This window comes from Pseudomonas lopnurensis (assembly GCF_015070855.1).
Taxonomy (GTDB): domain Bacteria; phylum Pseudomonadota; class Gammaproteobacteria; order Pseudomonadales; family Pseudomonadaceae; genus Stutzerimonas; species Stutzerimonas lopnurensis.
In genome coordinates this window covers 73,254-90,874 of sequence record NZ_JADDIX010000066.1, presented here as the reverse complement: position 1 = coordinate 90,874, position 17,621 = coordinate 73,254, and the positions used below count along the sequence as shown (strand labels likewise).

The 17,621-nt window shown below is 66.9% G+C and carries 14 protein-coding genes; 10 read left to right on the top strand and 4 right to left on the bottom strand.

The window, feature by feature from the left end:
- Positions 1-9: 9 nt before the first annotated feature.
- Both IN820_RS13000 and IN820_RS12995 read left to right on the top strand, forming a co-directional pair.
- Positions 10-315 (top strand): hypothetical protein, encoded by a 306-nt coding sequence (locus IN820_RS13000; RefSeq protein ID WP_193681365.1) that lies wholly within the window; start codon positions 10-12, stop codon positions 313-315.
- A gap of 1 nt (position 316) precedes the next feature.
- A complete protein-coding gene (locus IN820_RS12995) occupies positions 317-1,015 on the top strand; it encodes an SDR family oxidoreductase (RefSeq protein WP_193681364.1) in 699 nt (232 codons plus the stop codon).
- A 38-nt stretch (positions 1,016-1,053) separates the two neighbouring features.
- Here the strand turns inward: IN820_RS12995 and IN820_RS12990 are convergent, their stop codons facing one another.
- On the bottom strand, positions 1,054-1,866 hold the full coding sequence (locus IN820_RS12990; protein ID WP_193681363.1) for an OBAP family protein: 813 nt from the start codon (positions 1,864-1,866) through the stop codon (positions 1,054-1,056).
- A gap of 141 nt (positions 1,867-2,007) precedes the next feature.
- On the opposite strand from IN820_RS12990, the gene egtB reads away from it, so the two are divergent.
- From egtB to IN820_RS12950, 8 genes are all read left to right on the top strand, one after another.
- Entirely contained in the window at positions 2,008-3,303 is a 1,296-nt protein-coding gene (egtB, locus tag IN820_RS12985) for an ergothioneine biosynthesis protein EgtB (protein WP_193681362.1), read from the top strand.
- A 2-nt stretch (positions 3,304-3,305) separates the two neighbouring features.
- Positions 3,306-4,268: an L-histidine N(alpha)-methyltransferase gene (gene egtD, locus IN820_RS12980; protein ID WP_193681361.1), complete on the top strand. Its 963-nt coding sequence runs from the start codon at positions 3,306-3,308 to the stop codon at positions 4,266-4,268.
- Between the two features lie 2 nt (positions 4,269-4,270).
- Positions 4,271-6,016, top strand: a complete 1,746-nt coding sequence (locus IN820_RS12975; protein WP_193681360.1) for a S8/S53 family peptidase — start codon at positions 4,271-4,273, stop codon at positions 6,014-6,016.
- A gap of 446 nt (positions 6,017-6,462) precedes the next feature.
- A complete protein-coding gene (locus IN820_RS12970) occupies positions 6,463-8,235 on the top strand; it encodes an N-acetylglutaminylglutamine amidotransferase (protein WP_193681359.1) in 1,773 nt (590 codons plus the stop codon).
- An 81-nt stretch (positions 8,236-8,316) separates the two neighbouring features.
- On the top strand, positions 8,317-10,059 hold the full coding sequence (gene ngg / locus IN820_RS12965) for an N-acetylglutaminylglutamine synthetase (RefSeq protein ID WP_193681358.1): 1,743 nt from the start codon (positions 8,317-8,319) through the stop codon (positions 10,057-10,059).
- Between the two features lie 144 nt (positions 10,060-10,203).
- Positions 10,204-11,403, top strand: a complete 1,200-nt coding sequence (locus IN820_RS12960) for an osmoprotectant NAGGN system M42 family peptidase (protein WP_193681357.1) — start codon at positions 10,204-10,206, stop codon at positions 11,401-11,403.
- A 383-nt stretch (positions 11,404-11,786) separates the two neighbouring features.
- Positions 11,787-14,531 carry a hybrid sensor histidine kinase/response regulator gene (locus IN820_RS12955; RefSeq protein WP_193681356.1) on the top strand — a complete coding sequence of 915 codons (2,745 nt, stop codon included), beginning with the start codon at positions 11,787-11,789 and terminating at the stop codon, positions 14,529-14,531.
- A 188-nt stretch (positions 14,532-14,719) separates the two neighbouring features.
- Positions 14,720-14,947 carry a YheU family protein gene (locus IN820_RS12950; RefSeq protein WP_193681355.1) on the top strand — a complete coding sequence of 76 codons (228 nt, stop codon included), beginning with the start codon at positions 14,720-14,722 and terminating at the stop codon, positions 14,945-14,947.
- Positions 14,948-14,962: 15 nt separating this feature from the next.
- Here the strand turns inward: IN820_RS12950 and IN820_RS12945 are convergent, their stop codons facing one another.
- From IN820_RS12945 to IN820_RS12935, 3 genes are all read right to left on the bottom strand, one after another.
- Positions 14,963-15,391 (bottom strand): hypothetical protein, encoded by a 429-nt coding sequence (locus tag IN820_RS12945; RefSeq protein ID WP_193681354.1) that lies wholly within the window; start codon positions 15,389-15,391, stop codon positions 14,963-14,965.
- A gap of 112 nt (positions 15,392-15,503) precedes the next feature.
- Positions 15,504-16,634 carry an MFS transporter gene (locus IN820_RS12940; RefSeq protein ID WP_193681377.1) on the bottom strand — a complete coding sequence of 377 codons (1,131 nt, stop codon included), beginning with the start codon at positions 16,632-16,634 and terminating at the stop codon, positions 15,504-15,506.
- Positions 16,635-16,780: 146 nt separating this feature from the next.
- Positions 16,781-17,590, bottom strand: coding sequence for an SDR family oxidoreductase (locus IN820_RS12935; protein ID WP_193681353.1), 810 nt, complete (start codon positions 17,588-17,590; stop codon positions 16,781-16,783).
- Positions 17,591-17,621 lie beyond the last annotated feature (31 nt).

The following is a 17,621-nucleotide window of genomic DNA, read 5'->3' as shown; positions in this document are numbered from 1 at the left end:
GAGACGACCATGACCACCACGCCACTCAGCCTCGACAATGCGATGCAACTGGCTTCCGAGGCCTTCCTGCCCTGCGGTTGCGTCACCAGCGCCAATCCCGAGGACGACAGTTTCGGCTTCACCGTGATGAACGGCAGCGGCGAGGAACTCACGCGTGTGCCACAGATACGCGACTACGCCGACCCACAGCGCATGGCCCAGGTGATCGAGCGGACCCGCCAGGAACTGACCGAAAAAGGCTGCACGCTGGAGCCCTGGAGCATGCCGTTCATCACCGATACCAGCGCCATCCCGGAAACCACGCCGAATTACTGACATGAACGATCGCGTCCTGTTGATCACCGGTGCCTCCTCCGGCATCGGCGCGGCCACCGCCCGGCTGGCGGTGCAGGCCGGCTACCGGGTGGCGCTCGCGGCCCGCTCGCAAGACAAACTGCAGCATCTGCTCGACGAGCTCGGTGGCCCCGAGCGCGCCCTCGCCATCCGTTGCGACGTCAGAGAGCACGGCGAGCAACAGGCCATGGTGCAGCGGGTGCTGGAACGCTTCGGCCAGCTCGACGCGGTCTACGCCAATGCCGGCGTGCCGGGTAGCGAAGGCGGCTTCTGCGACGCCGACCCCGACGTATGGAAGGACATGCTGCTGACCAACGTCTACGGTGTCGGGCTGACCCTGCGCTGCAGCCTCGCCGCGCTCAAGGCCAGCCGCGGCCACCTGCTGCTGACCGGCTCGGCCGCCGGGCGCTTCGTCATCCCCGGCTCGATGTACAGCGCCAGCAAGTGGGCGGTGACCGCCATGGGCCTGAGCGTGCGTGAAGAGCTGCGCGGCAGCGGGGTACGGGTCACCCTGATCGAACCCGGCATGGTCGACACACCGCTGTTCGACGAGCCGCCGGCCTATGCCATGCAGCCCGAGGACATCGGCCGCGCCGTGGTCTACGCGCTGTCGCAACCGCCCCATGTCGACGTCAATGAAATACTGATCCGCCCGACGCCGCCGATCGGGATCGACGGTTAGCCCGGCGGGCACCGGCGATTCGCCGCCAGGCTGCGGCGTCAGTGTTCGCCGCTGCGCCGCAATTGTTCGCGCAAGCGCCCGGACTCGTGCACCTCCGCCGCTCCGCTCGAGCCACCCTGCCGATGCTCGCCAGCCCCCCGCACGCGCTGCAGTTGGATCACGTCGCCCTTCTCCCAGGCATTGGCCAGGGGATCGACCTCGGGTTGCGCGATCGATTCGCGGCTGCGGCGGATGGCATCGGTATCCACATCCACGCGCGCGTCTCGCGCCTGCTGCAGGGCCGGGTCGAGCTGGCCGTCGGCGGTGAAGCCCATCATCAACGCCGGGATGCCGTACGGCAGCGTCTTGTCGCGGTCGGTGTGCCAGGTGTGCCAGGTCTTGCCGTAGGTGCTGACCACCTGCTCCATCAGTTGCCTTTCCGCGACCCGGGGCAGCCCGGGGGCGACCAGCGTGCCCGACTTCACCTCGTAATCATGGCTGTGCCAGAGCGTTTTTTCCTCAGCGGGCAAGGTACGGAACAACCGCTCGCTGATGATGTACTCGACGCCCATCAGCTTGGCGTCGCCACCGTTGCCGTCGTAGATCAGCGCCTGCATCACGTCCTCGTTGAGCCGCGTGACGTAATGGTGGGCCTCCATCTGCCCGTCCATGTCGCCGTTGTAGAAGTGGAAACCATTGAGGTAGGCGCTGACCGCGTTCAGCGGGGCCTGCCCCTGTAGCAGCCTGGCGCCGGCCTCCAGCGCCAGGGTCTCGGCGCTCTTCGGCGCGCCGGCAACCTCCGTGTAGGAGGCCGTGTCGTGCTGGCCGCAGGCGACCAGCAGCGCGGAGCAAAGGATCAGTGGCTTTCGCATGAGACGTTCTCCTGCTTTTCACAAACAGGGAGTAGCCGCGGCATGCTCGAGTTCAGGCTGATCGGCAGAAACTTTTACGCTGCGCTCCGGGTCGCTATGGGAGGCGGTTCCGGCCGTCGGAATCCGCACGGGGGGACGCCCATGGGCAATCTGGCACAACAGCCGAAACAGCAGCCGGCACTCGCCGAGCTTGACCATCTGCTACAGCGGTACCGACAGGTGCGCGCCACCAGCGGGGCGATCTGCGCGCCGCTGCAGGTCGAGGACTACGCCATCCAGAGTACCCCCGAAGTCAGCCCGCCGAAGTGGCATCTGGCGCATGCCAGCTGGTTCTTCGAGACCTTTCTGCTGCGGCCCTACCTGCCCGGCTACCGGCGGCTGAACGAGGCCTACGACCACCTGTTCAATTCCTATTACGAAACCCACGGCACCCCTTTCCCGCGAGCCCGCCGCGGCGTGCTGTCGCGCCCCGGGGTGGAGGAAATCCAGCGCTACCGCCGGCACGTCGACCAGGCCATGGGCGAGCTGCTGGCCAACCCGCCGCGCGAGCAGGCCGGCGAGATCGTCCGGCGCGTCGGCCTGGGGCTGCAGCATGAGCAGCAGCACCAGGAACTGCTGCTGATGGACATCAAGCACATCCTTGCGCAGAACCCGCTGCATCCGGTCTATCGAACCGACCTCAAGGCCCCGCCGCAGGTAGCGGCGAAGCGCCCGCGCTGGTACGAATATGCCGGCGGCGTCCAGCATATCGGCCATCCCGGCGGCGAATTCGCCTTCGATTGCGAGACGCCACGGCACCGCCAGTTCGTCGAGGATTTCCAGCTCGCCGGGCGCCTGGTGAGCAATGGCGAATACCTGTCGTTCATCGCCGATGGCGGCTATGCGCGGCCCGAACTCTGGCTGGCCGATGGCTGGGAGCTGATCCAGCGGGCCGGCTGGCACGCACCGCTGTACTGGTTGCGCGCGGAAGCCGTCTGGCACGAGATGACCCTCGGCGGGCTGCGACCGCTGGACCTGGAAGCGCCGGTCTGCCACGTCAGCTACTACGAGGCCGACGCCTATGCGCGCTGGGCCGGCGCGCGCCTGCCCAGCGAGGCCGAATGGGAGCTGGCGGCCGCGGACCAGCCGCTGCGCGGCAACTTCCTGGAGAACGATCACCTGCAGCCGGTCGCCGCGCCGGCGGAGCGTGACGGCCCGCTGCAGCTGTTCGGCGACGTCTGGGAGTGGACCGCCAGCGCCTACCTGCCCTACCCCGGCTTCCGCCCGCTGCCGGGCAGCCTGGGTGAATACAACGGCAAGTTCATGTCCGGCCAGATGGTGCTGCGCGGCGGCTGCTGCGCCACGCCCGAATCGCACGTGCGGGTCACCTATCGCAATTTCTTCCAGCCGGCGATGCGCTGGCAGTTCGCCGGGCTGCGCCTGGCCAGGGGGCTTTGAACATGGCGCTGGCCATCCGTTTCCACGATCAGTTGCAACAACCCCATGAAGCCTCGCTGCGCGACGAGACCCTGGCCGGGTTCGCCGCCACGCCGAAATGGGCGTCGCCGAAATTCTTCTACGATCGCCGCGGCTCGGAGCTGTTCGAGCAGATCTGCCGGCAGCCGGAGTACTACATCACCCGCACCGAAGAGCAGATCCTCGCCGATGCCGCCAACGACATCCTCGACATCGCCGGCCCCCACAGTGACCTGATCGAGCTGGGCAGTGGCGCCAGCCGCAAGGTGCGCCTGCTGCTCGAGGCGCTGCACCCGTCCAGCTACCTGGGCATCGACATCTCCGAGGACTTCCTGCTCTCCAGCACCCAGCGCCTGGCGGCCGACTACCCCTGGCTGGAGGTACACGCGGCCTGTACCGACTTTTCCCGCGACTTGAACCTGCCGGACGACTTTTCCAGCGAACACCCGCTGGTGTTCTTCCCCGGCTCGAGCATCGGCAATTTCACCCCGGCCGAGGCCGGACGGTTCCTGCGCCGCCTGCACGACGTGCTGCCGGTGGGCGGCGGCCTGCTCATCGGCGTCGACCTGGTCAAGGAGCTCGAGGTGCTTGAGGCCGCCTACAACGATCGCGCCCGGGTCACCGCGGCCTTCAACCTCAACCTGCTGCAGCGCATCCGCAACGAACTGGACAGCGACATCGATCCCTCGCGTTTCGTCCACCGGGCGTTCTTCAACGAGGCCGAATCGCGCATCGAGATGCACCTGATCAGTACCGAGGCGCAGGACGTGGCCATCGAGGGCCGGCATTTCCATTTCGCTGCCGGCGAAAGCCTGCACACCGAGAATTCGTACAAGTACACCCTCGCCTCCTTCGCCGCGCTGGCCGACACGGCCGGCTTCGACTGCCGCGGCCAGTGGACCGACCCGCGCGGCCTGTTCAGCGTGCATTACCTGCAGCGGCGCTGAGCATGCGCGTTGCCGCCATCGGCCTGCTGGGCGCGCTGACCTGCGCGCCGGCATTCGCCGGACAGGACCTGCGCATCACCCAGTTGCAACGCTGCGGCGACCTGTTCGCCCGCGACCGGCTGACCTGGTGCCTGCACGCCAGCGGCCTGCCCGAAGCACAGGTCGGCCTGCAACTGGCCGGCAAGCCGCTGCGCGCCGAACGGGTCGAGCGCGATGGCCAGCACCTGCGCCTGACCCTGCCGGCCGCCGAGCACGAGAGCGGGCCGCTGTGGCTGGAGCACGACGGCCAGCGCAGCAACCCGGTATGGCTCTCGCTCGGGCGCAGCCATGTGCTCGCGGCCACGGCCGACGAGGTCACCGAGAACATGGACGGGCTGACCACCTACGTCGATCTGGTCAGCCTGATCGTCGAGGAAGATCAGGACGGCCTGGAGACCGCCCGGCGACTGGCCGAGAAATACGCCGCGAAAGTGGTGGGCGCCATCGCCCCGCTCAACACCTACCAGCTGCGCCTGCCGGTGAAGAACCTCACCGAGCGCGACGCCATGTTGCTGCGCCTGGGCAACGAAGTCGGCGTCGATGCCGTGGTCATCGAGGAGTCCGCTGCCGAAAGCGGCGAACAGGAACCTGACCGCGAGCGTCCGCAGAACCGTGAATGGGCGGCCAACCGTTTTCTCGACGCGGTGGACTACTACCGCGAACGCATCCCCGCCAAACGGGCGCCAATCGACACCGAACCGGTGCGCATCGGCGTGATCGAGCGGGCGGTGGATTTCGATGCGCCGAATTTCGCCGCTTATCTGCAGCCGTGCGATCCCGCCGCGGGCCGCACCTGCCTGTACGCGCGCGACGCGGACGAACCCGACAGCCATGGCAGCAGCGTCTCCGGCATTCTCGCGGCGCGCGCCGCCGATGCCCGCGACAGCGGTTTTCTCAGCGCGCTGGACGCCGCCGGCCCCGGCTTCGAGGTGATCGTCGACCCCAACTCGGATGGCGGCATCGCCGCCAAGGTCGCGGCCTCGGTCAATCTGGTGGAAGACGGCGTGCGGATACTGAACTGGAGCTGGGGCATCCACCGCATCGGCACGGTGGATGTCGACGGCGAGCCGGTGGATTCGCTGCTGCGCTCGGGCATCGCCATGAGCGGTTACGAGGAGTTGCTGGAGGAATTCTTCCGCTGGCTGCGCCGCGAGCATCCCGAGGTGCTGGTGATCAACTCGGCGGGCAACGGCTCGGCCCGTTCCGGGCGCGACGACTACCGGCTGCCCTCCTCGTTCATCACCGAGCAATTGCTGGTGGTCGGCGGCCACCAGCGCAACCAGCGCCGCGACGTGCCGGTGGAGCACCCGCAGCACACCACCAAGCGCGCCTCGTCCAACCTCGACATGCGCGTCGACATCACCGCGGCGGCCTGCACCCGCGCCGCCACGCCGGAGCCCGGGCGCCGCGGCGAGGTGCACTGCGGCACGTCCTACGCCACGCCGCTGGTGGCCGGCGCGGTGGCGGCGATGCTGTCGATCAACCCGCGGCTGGAACCGGAGCAGGTGCGCGAACTGCTGCGCCGCAGCGCCATGACCATCGGCCGCGATTCGGATTTCGAAGCGGCCGAGGCCGACGACCTGACCGCGCCGATCCTGCCGTCGGAACGCAACGACCGGCTCGACGACCGCGACGTCGGCCGCTCGGCGCGGCTGGACATGCGCAAGGCGCTGGAGCTGACGGTGGACAGCCTGCGGCACGAACGCTGAAGGCATGCAGCGCCGTCGCGCAGCAAACAGGGGGCAGGTTCCTGTAGGAGCGCGCCATGCGCGCGAACCCGGCCCCGCGAAAGCATCGAGTACTCCGTTCCAGCTTTGCCCGGGTGTGGTGCGAACCCCGTTCGGCGGGTTGCAACCCGCCCTACGCCTGAAACCGTAATGCCGTTCAGATAAGCATGGAGAATACTTTGTAGGAGCGCGCCATGCGCGCGAATCGCGGGCGTGGCCCGCTCCTACATGTGATCCTGCAACCAGCCTATGGCCTTAATTGAACAGCATTACGCCGTTACCGGCTTTGACGTAAAGGCATTTATTTGTTTTGGTGTAAAAGCTGACTGGCCGATACGGAACCGGGCGAAGCACAGCCGTGCGAAAACCTGAACTTCGCGCTCGACTCGCCAGTCACACTCCCCAACGGCAAAACCGGTAAGGACCTTATGTGTGGCATAGCTGGAGAACTTCGTTTCGATAACCAACCGGCCGACCTGGCCGCGGTTGAACGCATCACCCAACACCTGACCGCGCGCGGCCCCGACGCGTGCGGCTTCCATAGCCAGGGCCCGCTGGCCCTGGGGCATCGCCGGCTGAAGATCATGGATCTGTGCGAGGCGTCCGGGCAGCCGATGATCGATTCGGCGCTCGGCCTGTCGATGGTCTTCAACGGCGCCATCTACAACTACCCCGAACTGCGCGCGGAGCTGGAAGGCCTGGGCTATCGCTTCTTCTCCGGGGGTGATACCGAGGTGCTGCTCAAGGGCTACCACGCCTGGGGCGAGGCGCTGCTGCCGCGCCTGAACGGCATGTTCGCCTTCGCCATCTGGGAGCGCGACAGCCAGCAGCTGTTCATCGCCCGCGACCGCCTCGGCGTCAAGCCGCTGTACCTGTCGCGCAGCGACCGGCGCCTGCGTTTCGCCTCCGCCCTGCCGGCGCTGCTCAAGGGCGGCGATATCGCCGGCGTGCTGAACCCGGTCGCGCTCAATCACTACATGAGCTTCCACGCCGTGGTGCCGGCGCCGGATACGCTGATCGCCGGCATCGAGAAGCTGCCGCCGGCCAGCTGGATGCGCGTCGCCGCCGATGGCACGACCACCACCCAGTGCTGGTGGACGCTGGAGTTCGGCGCCCGCGAGGACGAGCGCAACTACAGCTTCGAGGACTGGAAGCAGCGCACCCTGGATACCCTGCGCGAAGCCGTGGCGATCCGCCAGCGGGCCGCGGTGGATGTCGGCGTACTGCTCTCGGGCGGGGTCGATTCCAGCCTGCTGGTCGGCCTGCTGCGCGAAGCCGGAGTCGCCGAAAACCTGCTGACCTTCTCCATCGGCTTCGAGGATGCCGGCGGCGAGCGTGGCGACGAGTTCAAGTATTCCGATCTGATCGCCGAGCACTTCGATACCCGTCACCACCAGTTGCGGATCAAGGAGAAGGAGATCCTCGAGCAGTTGCCGGCCGCCTTCCAGGCCATGAGCGAGCCGATGGTCAGCCACGACTGCATTGCCTTCTACCTGCTCTCGCGGGAAGTGGCCAAGCACTGCAAGGTGGTGCAGAGCGGCCAGGGCGCCGACGAGCTGTTCGCCGGCTACCACTGGTACCCGCTGGTGGACGGCGCCGAGGACCCGGTGGCCGCGTACCTGGCGGCCTTCCGCGACCGCAGCTACGCGGAATACGCCGCGACCATGCAGCAGCAATGGGTCAAGGGCGACTTCTCCGGCGAGTTCGTCCGCCAGCACTTCGCCCAGCCCGGTGCCGACGCCGCGGTGGACAAGGCCTTGCGCATCGACAGCACCATCATGCTGGTCGACGACCCGGTCAAGCGCGTGGACAACATGACCATGGCCTGGGGCCTGGAGGCACGCACGCCGTTCCTCGATTACCGCGTGGCCGAACTGTCGGCGCGCATCCCGGCCCAGTACAAGCTGCCGGACGGCGGCAAGTACGTGCTCAAGGAGGCCGCGCGCCAGGTGATCCCGGCCGAGGTGATCGACCGCCCCAAAGGCTATTTCCCGGTGCCGGGCCTCAAGCACCTGCAGGGCGAAACCCTCGACTGGGTACGCGAACTGCTGCTCGACCCGAGCCAGGAGCGCGGGCTGTACGACCCGCAGGCACTGGAGAAGCTGCTCGCCGATCCGCATGGCCAGCTCACGCCGCTGCGCGGTTCAAAACTCTGGCAGTTGGCGGCGGTCAACCTATGGTTGAGCGAACAAGGTCTCTAAGGACTCACGGCCCGCTGCGCGGAGACTGCCTAGCCCCGCCGCACAGCGGGCCGTGAACCTTGCAACGTAAGGAAAGGTACCATGCAGAAGTCCCAAGCCTACGGCCAGCGCCTGTTGCGCGGACAGACACCGACCTACCAGCGGCTGCAGGCTCGCTTCGCCGAAGACGGCCAGGAAGAGCCCTGCGGGCCGGTCACCCTGCATGGCGGCTGGGGCCGCATCCTGGTCGGGCATACCTATTGCGACCCGGCGCGGCTCGCCGCCGACCTGCTCAACGAGCAGGCCGGCGAACGCGACATCGCCCTGTACGTCGCCGCCCCGCACCAGGTGCTCGCCTACGCGCCGCAGCAGCTGTTCCTCGACCCTTCCGACACCTTGCGCCTGTGGTTCACCGACTACCGTCCGGCACACCGCAGCTTCCGTGGTTTCGCCGTGCGCCGCGTGCAGAACGACAGCGACTGGGCGGCGATCAACTGCCTCTACCAGTCGCGCGGCATGCTGCCGGTCGATCCCGCACTGTGCACGCCGCGCGACCAGGGCGGACCGGTGTACTGGCTGGCCGAGGACGAGAGTTCCGGGCAGATCATCGGCAGCGTCATGGGCATCGACCACCATCGCGCCTTCAACGACCCCGAGAACGGCTCCAGCCTCTGGTGCCTGGCGGTCTCGCCGAACTGCCCGCGACCGGGCGTCGGCGAGGCGCTGGTGCGCCACCTGATCGAACACTACATGGGCCGTGGCCTGGCCTATCTCGACCTGTCGGTGCTGCACGACAACCGCCAGGCCAAGGCGCTGTACGCCAAGCTGGGCTTCCGCGACCTGCCGACCTTCACCGTCAAGCGCAAGAACAGCTTCAACCAGCCGCTGTTCCTCGGCCCCGGCCCGGAAGCCAAGCTCAATCCCTACGCGCGGATCATCGTCGACGAGGCCCGTCGCCGTGGCATCGAGATCAGCATCGACGACGCCGAGGCCGGCCTGTTCACCCTGACCCAGGGCGGGCGCCGCGTGCGCTGCCGCGAGTCGCTGTCGGACCTGACCTCGGCGGTCAGCATGACCCTCTGCCAGGACAAGCGCCTGACCCACCGCACCCTGTCCCACGCCGGCATTCGCCTGCCGGCCCAGCAACTGGCCGGCAGCACCGCGGATAACGCGGCCTTCCTCGCGAAACACGGCAGCGTGGTGGTCAAGCCGGTCGATGGCGAGCAGGGCCTGGGCGTGGCGGTCGACCTGCGCGATGCCGAGGAAATGCAGCAGGCGATCCAACGCGCCCGCCAATACGACAGCCGCGTGCTGCTGGAGAGTTTCCATCCGGGGCTGGACCTGCGCATCGTGATGATCGGCTACGAAGTGGTCGCCGCCGCGATCCGCCGCCCGGCCGAAGTGATCGGCGACGGCCGCAACAGCATCGGCTCGCTGATCGAGACGCAGAGCCGGCGCCGCCAGGCCGCCACTGGCGGCGAAAGCCGCATCCCGCTGGACGAGGAAACCCAGCGCTGCCTGCGCGACGCCGGGCTCGACCTGGACAGCGTGCTGCCCGATGGCCAGCGCCTGGCGGTGCGCCGCACCGCCAACCTGCACACCGGCGGTACCCTGGAGGACGTCACCGCGCAACTGCATCCGGAACTGGTCGACGCCGCGGTGCGCGCCGCCCGCGCCCTGGATATTCCTGTGGTCGGGCTGGACCTGCTGGTGCCGACCCCGGACCAGCCGGAGTATGTATTCATCGAAGCCAACGAACGTGTCGGGCTGGCCAACCACCATCCGCAACCGACCGCCGAGCGCTTCATCGACCTGCTCTTCCCGCTCAGCCACAACGCCAGCTGAGCCGGGCCACTAGGGGCTGTTCCCGTTTCGTACGCGGCTCGCGATGAAACGGGAACAGACCCTAACACCGGGCGGCTGCGGTCACCCGGTCATGTCCCTGCGAATGCGAAGGTGGCCGCCTCACCGCCACCCATGGGAGTATTCATGACTGCGAAATTACCCGAACCCGATCTCAACTACCTGCAACGCGTGCTGCTGGAGATGCTCGCCATCCCCAGCCCGACGGGCTTCACCGACACCATCGTGCGCTACGTCGCCGAGCGCCTGAAGGAGTTGGGCATCCCCTTCGAACTGACCCGCCGCGGCACCATTCGCGCCACGCTCAAAGGCCGCCGCTACAGCCCGGACCGGGCAGTGGCCGCGCACCTGGACACCATTGGCGCTGTCGTGCGCGAGGTCTACGACAGCGGCCGCCTCGGCCTCGCCCCGGTCGGCTGCTGGTCGAGCCGCTTCGCCGAAGGCAGCCGTGTCAGCGTATTCACCGATACCGGCGTGATCCGCGGCAGCGTATTGCCGCTGCTGGCCTCGGGGCATGCCTTCAACACGGCGGTGGACGAAGCGCCGGTCAGTTGGGACCACGTCGAGCTGCGCCTGGACGCCTATACCTACAGCCGCGCCGAAACCTGCGCGCTGGGGGTGAACGTCGGCGATTTCGTCGCCTTCGACCCGATGCCGGAATTCACCGAGAACGGCTACATCAGCGCCCGCCACCTGGACGACAAGGCCGGCGTCGCCGCGCTGCTGGCAGCGCTCAAGGCCATCGTCGAAAGCGGGCGCGAACCGCCGATCGACGTGCATCCGCTGTTCACCATCACCGAGGAGACCGGCTCCGGCGCGGCCGGCGCGCTGCCCTGGGACGTCAGCGAATTCGTCGGCATCGACATCGCCCCCGCGGCCAAGGGCCAGGCGTCCAGCGAGCATGCGGTAACGGTGGCGATGCAGGATTCCGGCGGGCCCTACGACTTCCATCTCTCGCGCCACCTGCTCAAGCTCGCCGACCAGCACGAGATCGCGGTACGCCGCGACCTGTTCCGCTACTACCACAGCGATGCCCAGTCGGCGATCGAGGCCGGGCACGACATCCGCACCGCGTTGGTGGCGTTCGGCTGCGACGCGACTCATGGCTACGAGCGCACCCATATCGACAGCCTGACGGCGATGAGCCGCCTGCTCTGCGGTTACATGCTCAGCCCGCCGGTATTCGCCAGCGACGCCCAGCATACCCAGGATTCGCTCGAGCGCTTCAGCCACCAGTTGGAGCACGATGCGCAGATGGAGAACGACACTCGCGTGCCCGCGGTGGATACGCTGGTCGGTCGCCAGCATGACGATGGCAGGGGCTGAGACGCCCGCGGTAGCGCATGACGAGCCGCCAGCAAGGCAGCAACCGTCGCCAGGGGAAAACATGGCTCCGTCCCAATCGCGTACTGCTCGAAGTGCCGAGGTGTTCTGAAAGTCCGTAGGGGGTACGGTCTATCGGCAAAAATCATCGCCTGCGCCCTGCGCCTATCCTGGTGCCGTTTCTCGCTGCAACGCGGTTCACAATGAAACGTCAACAGACCTAACCAGCACTTGCTGGCCGGCACGCAACTCGGCAAAGTTACCGGACAAGGAGGTGCGGCACGTCTGGAGGCTCGACATGGAGCCCTGAAGGAGTCGGTATCGCCACCGCTCCAATAACATGTGCCGCCCTGTCCCAGATGGGCTGCCCCCTTCCGGATTCGATCATGTTGCCGCGTTTATGCCTGGCCTTGCTGCTCTGTTGCCTGTCGGCCCAGGGGTGGGCCTCCGCACCCATCGCTCTCGATTCGCTCGACACCCGCCAGGCGCTCGGTAGCGGTACCCGTTATCTGGAAGACCCGAACGGCGAACTGCGGGTCGAGGAGGTACTGGCGCTGCCCGAGCAGCGCTTTCGCCAGGTGCAGCGCGGCCACGTCAACGAAGGCAAGAACAGCTCGACCTGGTGGCTGCGCGCCTCGCTCGACAACCGTCTGCAGGAACCGCTGCGGGGCTTCGTCGAAATCAACTACCCCCTGCTCGACCATATCGAGCTGTTCCTGCGATACCCCGACGGCAGCCTCAGCCGCCAGCTCTCCGGTGATACTTACCCTTTCTCGGAACGGCCGGTGAAGGTCGGCAATTTCTGGTTCCCGGTGGAGCTGCCTCCCGGCGAAACCACCTTGCTGTTGCGAATCAAGACCACCAGCACGCTCTACGTCCCGCTGTACTTCAGCACCTATGTCGCCAGCGCCTCGCTGCAGGAGGACCTGAGCGGGATCAGCGGCGCCTTCTACGGCGTGCTGTTCGCCATGTTCTGCTACAACCTGTTCCTGTTCGTCTCGCTGCGTGAGCCGGCGTACTTCTGGTATCTGGTCTACAACCTCAACGTCGGCCTGTTCGCGCTCGCCTTCGACGGCCTGCTGGTCAAGTGGCTGGGTGATGGCAGTGGCGTGGTATCACTGGGTATCTATGCGCTGATGTTCAGCCACTGCCTGATCGCGATCCAGTTCAGTCGCCACTTCCTGCACACCCGCGAGCTGTTTCCCCGGCTCGACCTCGCCCTGCGCGTGACCTTGCTGCTGGCGCTGGCCTGCATGCTCTCCGGCCTGCTGCTGGATGTGCAGTCCTGGAGCATCCTGGCCAGTGTCGCGGTGATCGTCACCTCGGTCGGCCTGCTGTTCACCGGCGCCTTCGTCTGGCGCCAGGGCGTGCGCTACGGGTTCTACTACACCCTGGCCTGGGGCGTGCTGCTGGCCTCGTTCATCCTCGTCACCGCCGGCTCGCTGGGCTTCGAGATGTTTGGCCTGTATGGCGCCGCGGTGGTCAAGGCAAGCGTGGCCTTCGAGCTGATCACGCTGTCCATCGGCCTGGCCGACCGCATCAATCTGCTCAAGGAAGAGGGCTACCATTCGCGCCAGGCCGCCGAACGCGCCGCCAGCGAGAACGAGGCCAAGAGCCGTTTCCTGGCCAAGATGAGCCACGAGATCCGCACCCCGCTCAATGGCGTGCTCGGCATGCTGCAGCTGCTGCGTGAGACACCGCTGGACCGCAGCCAGCGCTTCTACCTGGACACCATTTCCAGCTCCGGCCACTCGCTGATGGCGGTGATCAACGACATCCTCGACTACGCACGGATCGGTTCCGGCAAGCTCAGCCTCGAGCACATCGAATTCGACCTGGAAAACCTGATTTCGGAAACCATCAGCCTGTTCACCGCCCAGGCGCTGGAAAAGCAGCTCAACCTGCATGTCGGCCTGGAAGCCGGCGTGCCACGGCGCATCCGCGGCGACCCGACGCGGCTCAAGCAGATCCTGATGAACCTGCTGAGCAATGCGTTGAAATTCACCGAACATGGCGATGTGGTGCTGGAGGTGTCCTGCCGCCAGAGCCAGGAGGGCACCCCACGCCTGGTATTCTGCGTCAGTGACAGCGGCATCGGCATGCGCCAGGAAGTGCTGGCGCAGCTGTTCGAATCCTTCTCCCAGGGCGATTCCAGCACCACCCGGCGCTACGGCGGCAGCGGGCTGGGGTTGGCGATCAGCAAGGAACTGGTGGAAATGATGCAGGGCCATATCGAGGTGCAGAGCACCCCAGGGCGCGGCAGCCGCTTCTGCTTCGAAATTCCGCTGCATGCCGCCAGGTACGGGGAAGATCCGCTGGCGCTGCTGCTGGCCGGCCGCCCCGCCCTGCTCGCCTCGCAGGACGCGCTGGGCCTGGAAGCGGTGAGCCATCTGCTGCGGCGCTGGGGCATGCGCACCGAGCGCTGCCAGACCCCGGAGCGTCTGCCAGACTACCTCAGCGACTACACCGCCCCGCCGCTACTGGTACTGCTGGCGCCCTGGCCCGGCACGCCGACCGAATGGCTGGAGCGTCTGCGCACTCACCTGGAGCCCAACCAGCGCGTACTCATGCTCTATCCGCCGATCCACGACCAGCCGCCGATACCGCCGGGGCTGCGCCTGGTCAGCCTGCCGCTGCCGTTGCAGAGCTCGTCACTGCGCGAGGCGCTGCAGACGCTCTACCGGGAGCTGCCGGAACAGCCGCCGAGCGCGCCGGGGCAGGCCCCCGCGGGCGCGCTCCGCGAGCCATGCATCCTCGTCGCCGAAGACAACCCGGTGAACCAGATGGTGGTGCGCGGCCTGCTGAACAAACGCGGCTATGCCGTGCAGCTCGCCGACAACGGTCGCCAGGCAGTGGACATCTACCGTCGCGACCCCGGTGCCGTGCAGCTGATCCTGATGGACTGCGAAATGCCGGAAGTCGATGGTTTCGAGGCCAGCCGGCAGATTCGCAGCCTGGAGGCGGAACGCCAGCTGCCGGCGGTGCCGATCATCGCGGTGACGGCTCACGTGCTCGCCGAGCATCGCCAGCAGGGCCTGGAATCGGGAATGAACGAGTTCATCGGCAAGCCGCTGGAGAGCCAGCAGCTGTATGCGTGCCTGGACGGCTACCTGCACGGCGCCGCGTCGTAATTCCGCCGAGGCCGTAATGCCGTTAAGGCCACAAGCTGGATGCAGGATCACATGTGGAGCGGGCCATGCCCGCGATTCGCGCGCATGGCGCGCTCCTACGAAGTACTCTCTGTGCTTGCCTGAACGACATTGCACCTGGGCCGGCTTCGATGCCATGCGCCTCACCCCAACCATCCGAAAGACACGCCATGCTCATTCCCCACGACCAGCTCGAACCGGACACCCTGACCCGCCTCATCGAAGACTTCGTCACCCGCGACGGGACCGACAATGGCGATGAAACGCCCCTGCAGACCCGTGTCGAGCGCGTGCGGCGGGCGCTGGACAAGGGCGAGGCGGTGATCGTTTTCGATGTCGACAGCCAGCAGTGCCAACTGGCGCTCAGGCGCGACGTGCCTCGGGAGTGGCTCGACTGACAGTGGCCGGCAGGCTCAGCCGAACAGGCCGCTCTCGCGCTCCCAGGCACAGCGCATGCGCAGGTCGCTCTGTTGTGGGCTGTGGCTGCCCGAGTCGGTTTCCCAGCGGAAGGTGTGGGTGCCGTTGAGCTCAGTCTCCAGGTGCACCACCGCACTGCTCCAGTACAACTGCTTGAGCAATTCCTCGAAGCGCTCGACCCAGAGCGTCCACTCGTATTCGATGGCGCGGTAGCTCGCGCCGAAATGGATCACCTGGGTCTGGTAAAGGCCCAGTTCATCCTCACGGCAGAAGGAAAACATCTCGCGCCCGATGAACGGCCAGGCCTCGTCCTGCGGCAACGCCTGCAAGGCAGCGAGGTTGTTCGCCCGGCGCTGGCGGCATTGCGCCGGGTCGGCGGACGGCCAATCGCGGATGCAGCCATAGACGATGGATTCGGATTCCACGCGAAACTCCGGAGCGGCGGGGGGATGAGGACCGCGGTTTTCTAGCACAGCACGGCGACGCGGTCATCCGCAGGTTGGGAAGAGGTGAAACAGGCCACAGCCCGCTCGTCCTTCAGCACGCCGCAGGCCGTGGACGCAGTTGCAGCGCCAGTAGCGCCATGCCCGCCGCCATGCCCATCAGCACCAGGAACGGCACGCGATAGTCGCCGGCCAGGTCGCGGCCGAGCCCGGCCAGCACGGGCGTCAGGCAGGCCAGGCAGTAACCGGTGCACAGCATCATCGCGGTCAGCCGGCTGACCGCCAGCGGTGTGCTCGCCTCGTACATCGGCAAGACCAGCGACAGCGAAAACGTGCCGTTCAACGCGACACCGAGCAGCATGCACACCAGCAGCGGTTGCCAGCCCGGCAGCAAGGCGATCAGCGCCAGGCACACCGTCGCCATCACGCCGCAGGTGGCCAATAGCAGGTGACGCTTGCCCAGGCGCTGCGCCAGCCAGGGCATGGCGAACGCACTCGGTAGACCGATGAGCATGAAGCCGCTGAAGAAGGTGTTGCTGCGCAACAGGCTGTAGCCAGCCTCGTGGTAGCGCGCCACCAGCCAGGTGGCCAGGGCATAGAACAGCCCGGCCTGCAGCGCGAAATAAAAGCTGATCAGCCAGGCGCGCGGTTCCTTCCAGGGCAAACCGGCGCGATCATGGCTCGCGGCTTCCGGCTGATTCGGCAAGCGCAGCCAGACCAGCAGTGCCGCGAACGCCGGTAGCGCCCAGAGCGCCAGCCCCCAGGTCCATTGCTGGTTCATCGCCTCGGTCGCCGGCGCCGTCAGCACCACGCCCAGGGTGCCGCCGACCGCCATGCTCAGCGAGTACCAGGCCGCGGTCTGGCCCATGCGTTCGACGAAGTGGCGCTTGATGAAGCCCGACAAGAGCGGCCCGGCCACGGCGATCCCGGCGCCGACCAGCGCGGCGGTGAAGATCAGCAGGCCGGCGCCATGACCGAACAGCCGCAGCAGCAAGGCCACGCAAATCAGTCCGAGGCAGAGCGCGATGCTGCGCTCCAGGCCGAAGCGCACCGCCAGGCGCGGCGCCAGGGGCGCCAGCAACCCCATCAGCAGCACGGGCAAGGCGGTGGTCAGGCTGATCAGACCACGGGAAAGGTTCAGTTCCTCGGCGATGCGCTCGATCAACGGCGCGAACGAGGTGATGCCAGGACGCAGGTTGATCGCGGCCAGCACCAAGGCCAGCATCAACAGTCCGCGGGAGGGAAATTTCACAAGCAATCCATTGGGTTACGACAGAAGCCGGACAGGCAACCCTACTCCCCGGCCGGTCTTCGGGCAACCGGGCCGCGCTCAGGCGCCGACAGCATCCGGACGCAGCCACCTCGTCGAAGCTAGAGCGCCTTGCTCTTGCTGCGCTTCTTCCCCGCCAGCACCGCCATCTCGTCGTAGATGGCCTGCGGGTTCTGCTGCTTGACCTTCCAGGCCATACGGCCCTCGTCGTGGGGCAGGATCATGAACTCGCCCTTGGCGACCTGCTGGTGGATATAGTCGGCGATGTCCGCCGCGGTGATCGGCGAAGCCTCCAGCAGCTTGCCGATCTGCGCTTTCATGTTCGGCGTCGGGCCGCGATAGGAATCCATCAGGTTGGTCTGGAAGAACGACGGACAGACCACGTGCACGCTCACCTCCGCCTGGCGCAGTTCGACCAGCAGGCTTTCCGACAGCGCCACCACGCCGGCCTTGGCGACGTTGTAGTTGCTCATGCCGGGCGCCTGCATCAGCGCGGCCATGGAGGCGATGTTGATGATTTTGCCCTTGCTCTTCTGCACCAGCGGCAGGAAGGCCTTGCAGCCCTTGACCACGCCCATCAGGTTGATCGCGATCTGCCAGTCCCAGTCTTCCAGCGACAGCTCGTCGAAGAAACCACCGGACGCCACGCCGGCATTGTTGACCAGGATATCGATGCCGCCGAGCTTCTCCTCGCAGGCCTGGGCGAAGGCGACCAGTTGGCTGTAGTCGCGCACGTCGCAGCGCATGGTGAAACCATCGCCACCGGCCTCGCGCACCATCTGCAGGGTGTGCGCCAGCCCGCTCTCGTTGACGTCGGAGAGCGCCAGTTGCCAGCCGTCGCGCGCCCAACGCAGGGCGATCTCGCGCCCGAGTCCGGAGCCGGCACCTGTGATCATCATGCGATTGTGCATCGTTCTGCTGCCTTCTTTCGTTCGGTAATGG

Coding starts and splice junctions, on each gene's coding strand:
- IN820_RS12935 (WP_193681353.1), bottom strand. CDS start 17,590: ATGCACAATCGCATGATGATCACAGGTGCCGGCTCCGGACTCGGGCGC.
- egtD (WP_193681361.1), top strand. CDS start 3,306: ATGGCGCTGGCCATCCGTTTCCACGATCAGTTGCAACAACCCCATGAA.
- IN820_RS12990 (WP_193681363.1), bottom strand. CDS start 1,866: ATGCGAAAGCCACTGATCCTTTGCTCCGCGCTGCTGGTCGCCTGCGGC.
- egtB (WP_193681362.1), top strand. CDS start 2,008: ATGGGCAATCTGGCACAACAGCCGAAACAGCAGCCGGCACTCGCCGAG.
- IN820_RS12995 (WP_193681364.1), top strand. CDS start 317: ATGAACGATCGCGTCCTGTTGATCACCGGTGCCTCCTCCGGCATCGGC.
- ngg (WP_193681358.1), top strand. CDS start 8,317: ATGCAGAAGTCCCAAGCCTACGGCCAGCGCCTGTTGCGCGGACAGACA.
- IN820_RS13000 (WP_193681365.1), top strand. CDS start 10: ATGACCACCACGCCACTCAGCCTCGACAATGCGATGCAACTGGCTTCC.
- IN820_RS12960 (WP_193681357.1), top strand. CDS start 10,204: ATGACTGCGAAATTACCCGAACCCGATCTCAACTACCTGCAACGCGTG.
- IN820_RS12970 (WP_193681359.1), top strand. CDS start 6,463: ATGTGTGGCATAGCTGGAGAACTTCGTTTCGATAACCAACCGGCCGAC.
- IN820_RS12975 (WP_193681360.1), top strand. CDS start 4,271: ATGCGCGTTGCCGCCATCGGCCTGCTGGGCGCGCTGACCTGCGCGCCG.
- IN820_RS12940 (WP_193681377.1), bottom strand. CDS start 16,634: ATGCTGGCCTTGGTGCTGGCCGCGATCAACCTGCGTCCTGGCATCACC.
- IN820_RS12955 (WP_193681356.1), top strand. CDS start 11,787: ATGTTGCCGCGTTTATGCCTGGCCTTGCTGCTCTGTTGCCTGTCGGCC.
- IN820_RS12950 (WP_193681355.1), top strand. CDS start 14,720: ATGCTCATTCCCCACGACCAGCTCGAACCGGACACCCTGACCCGCCTC.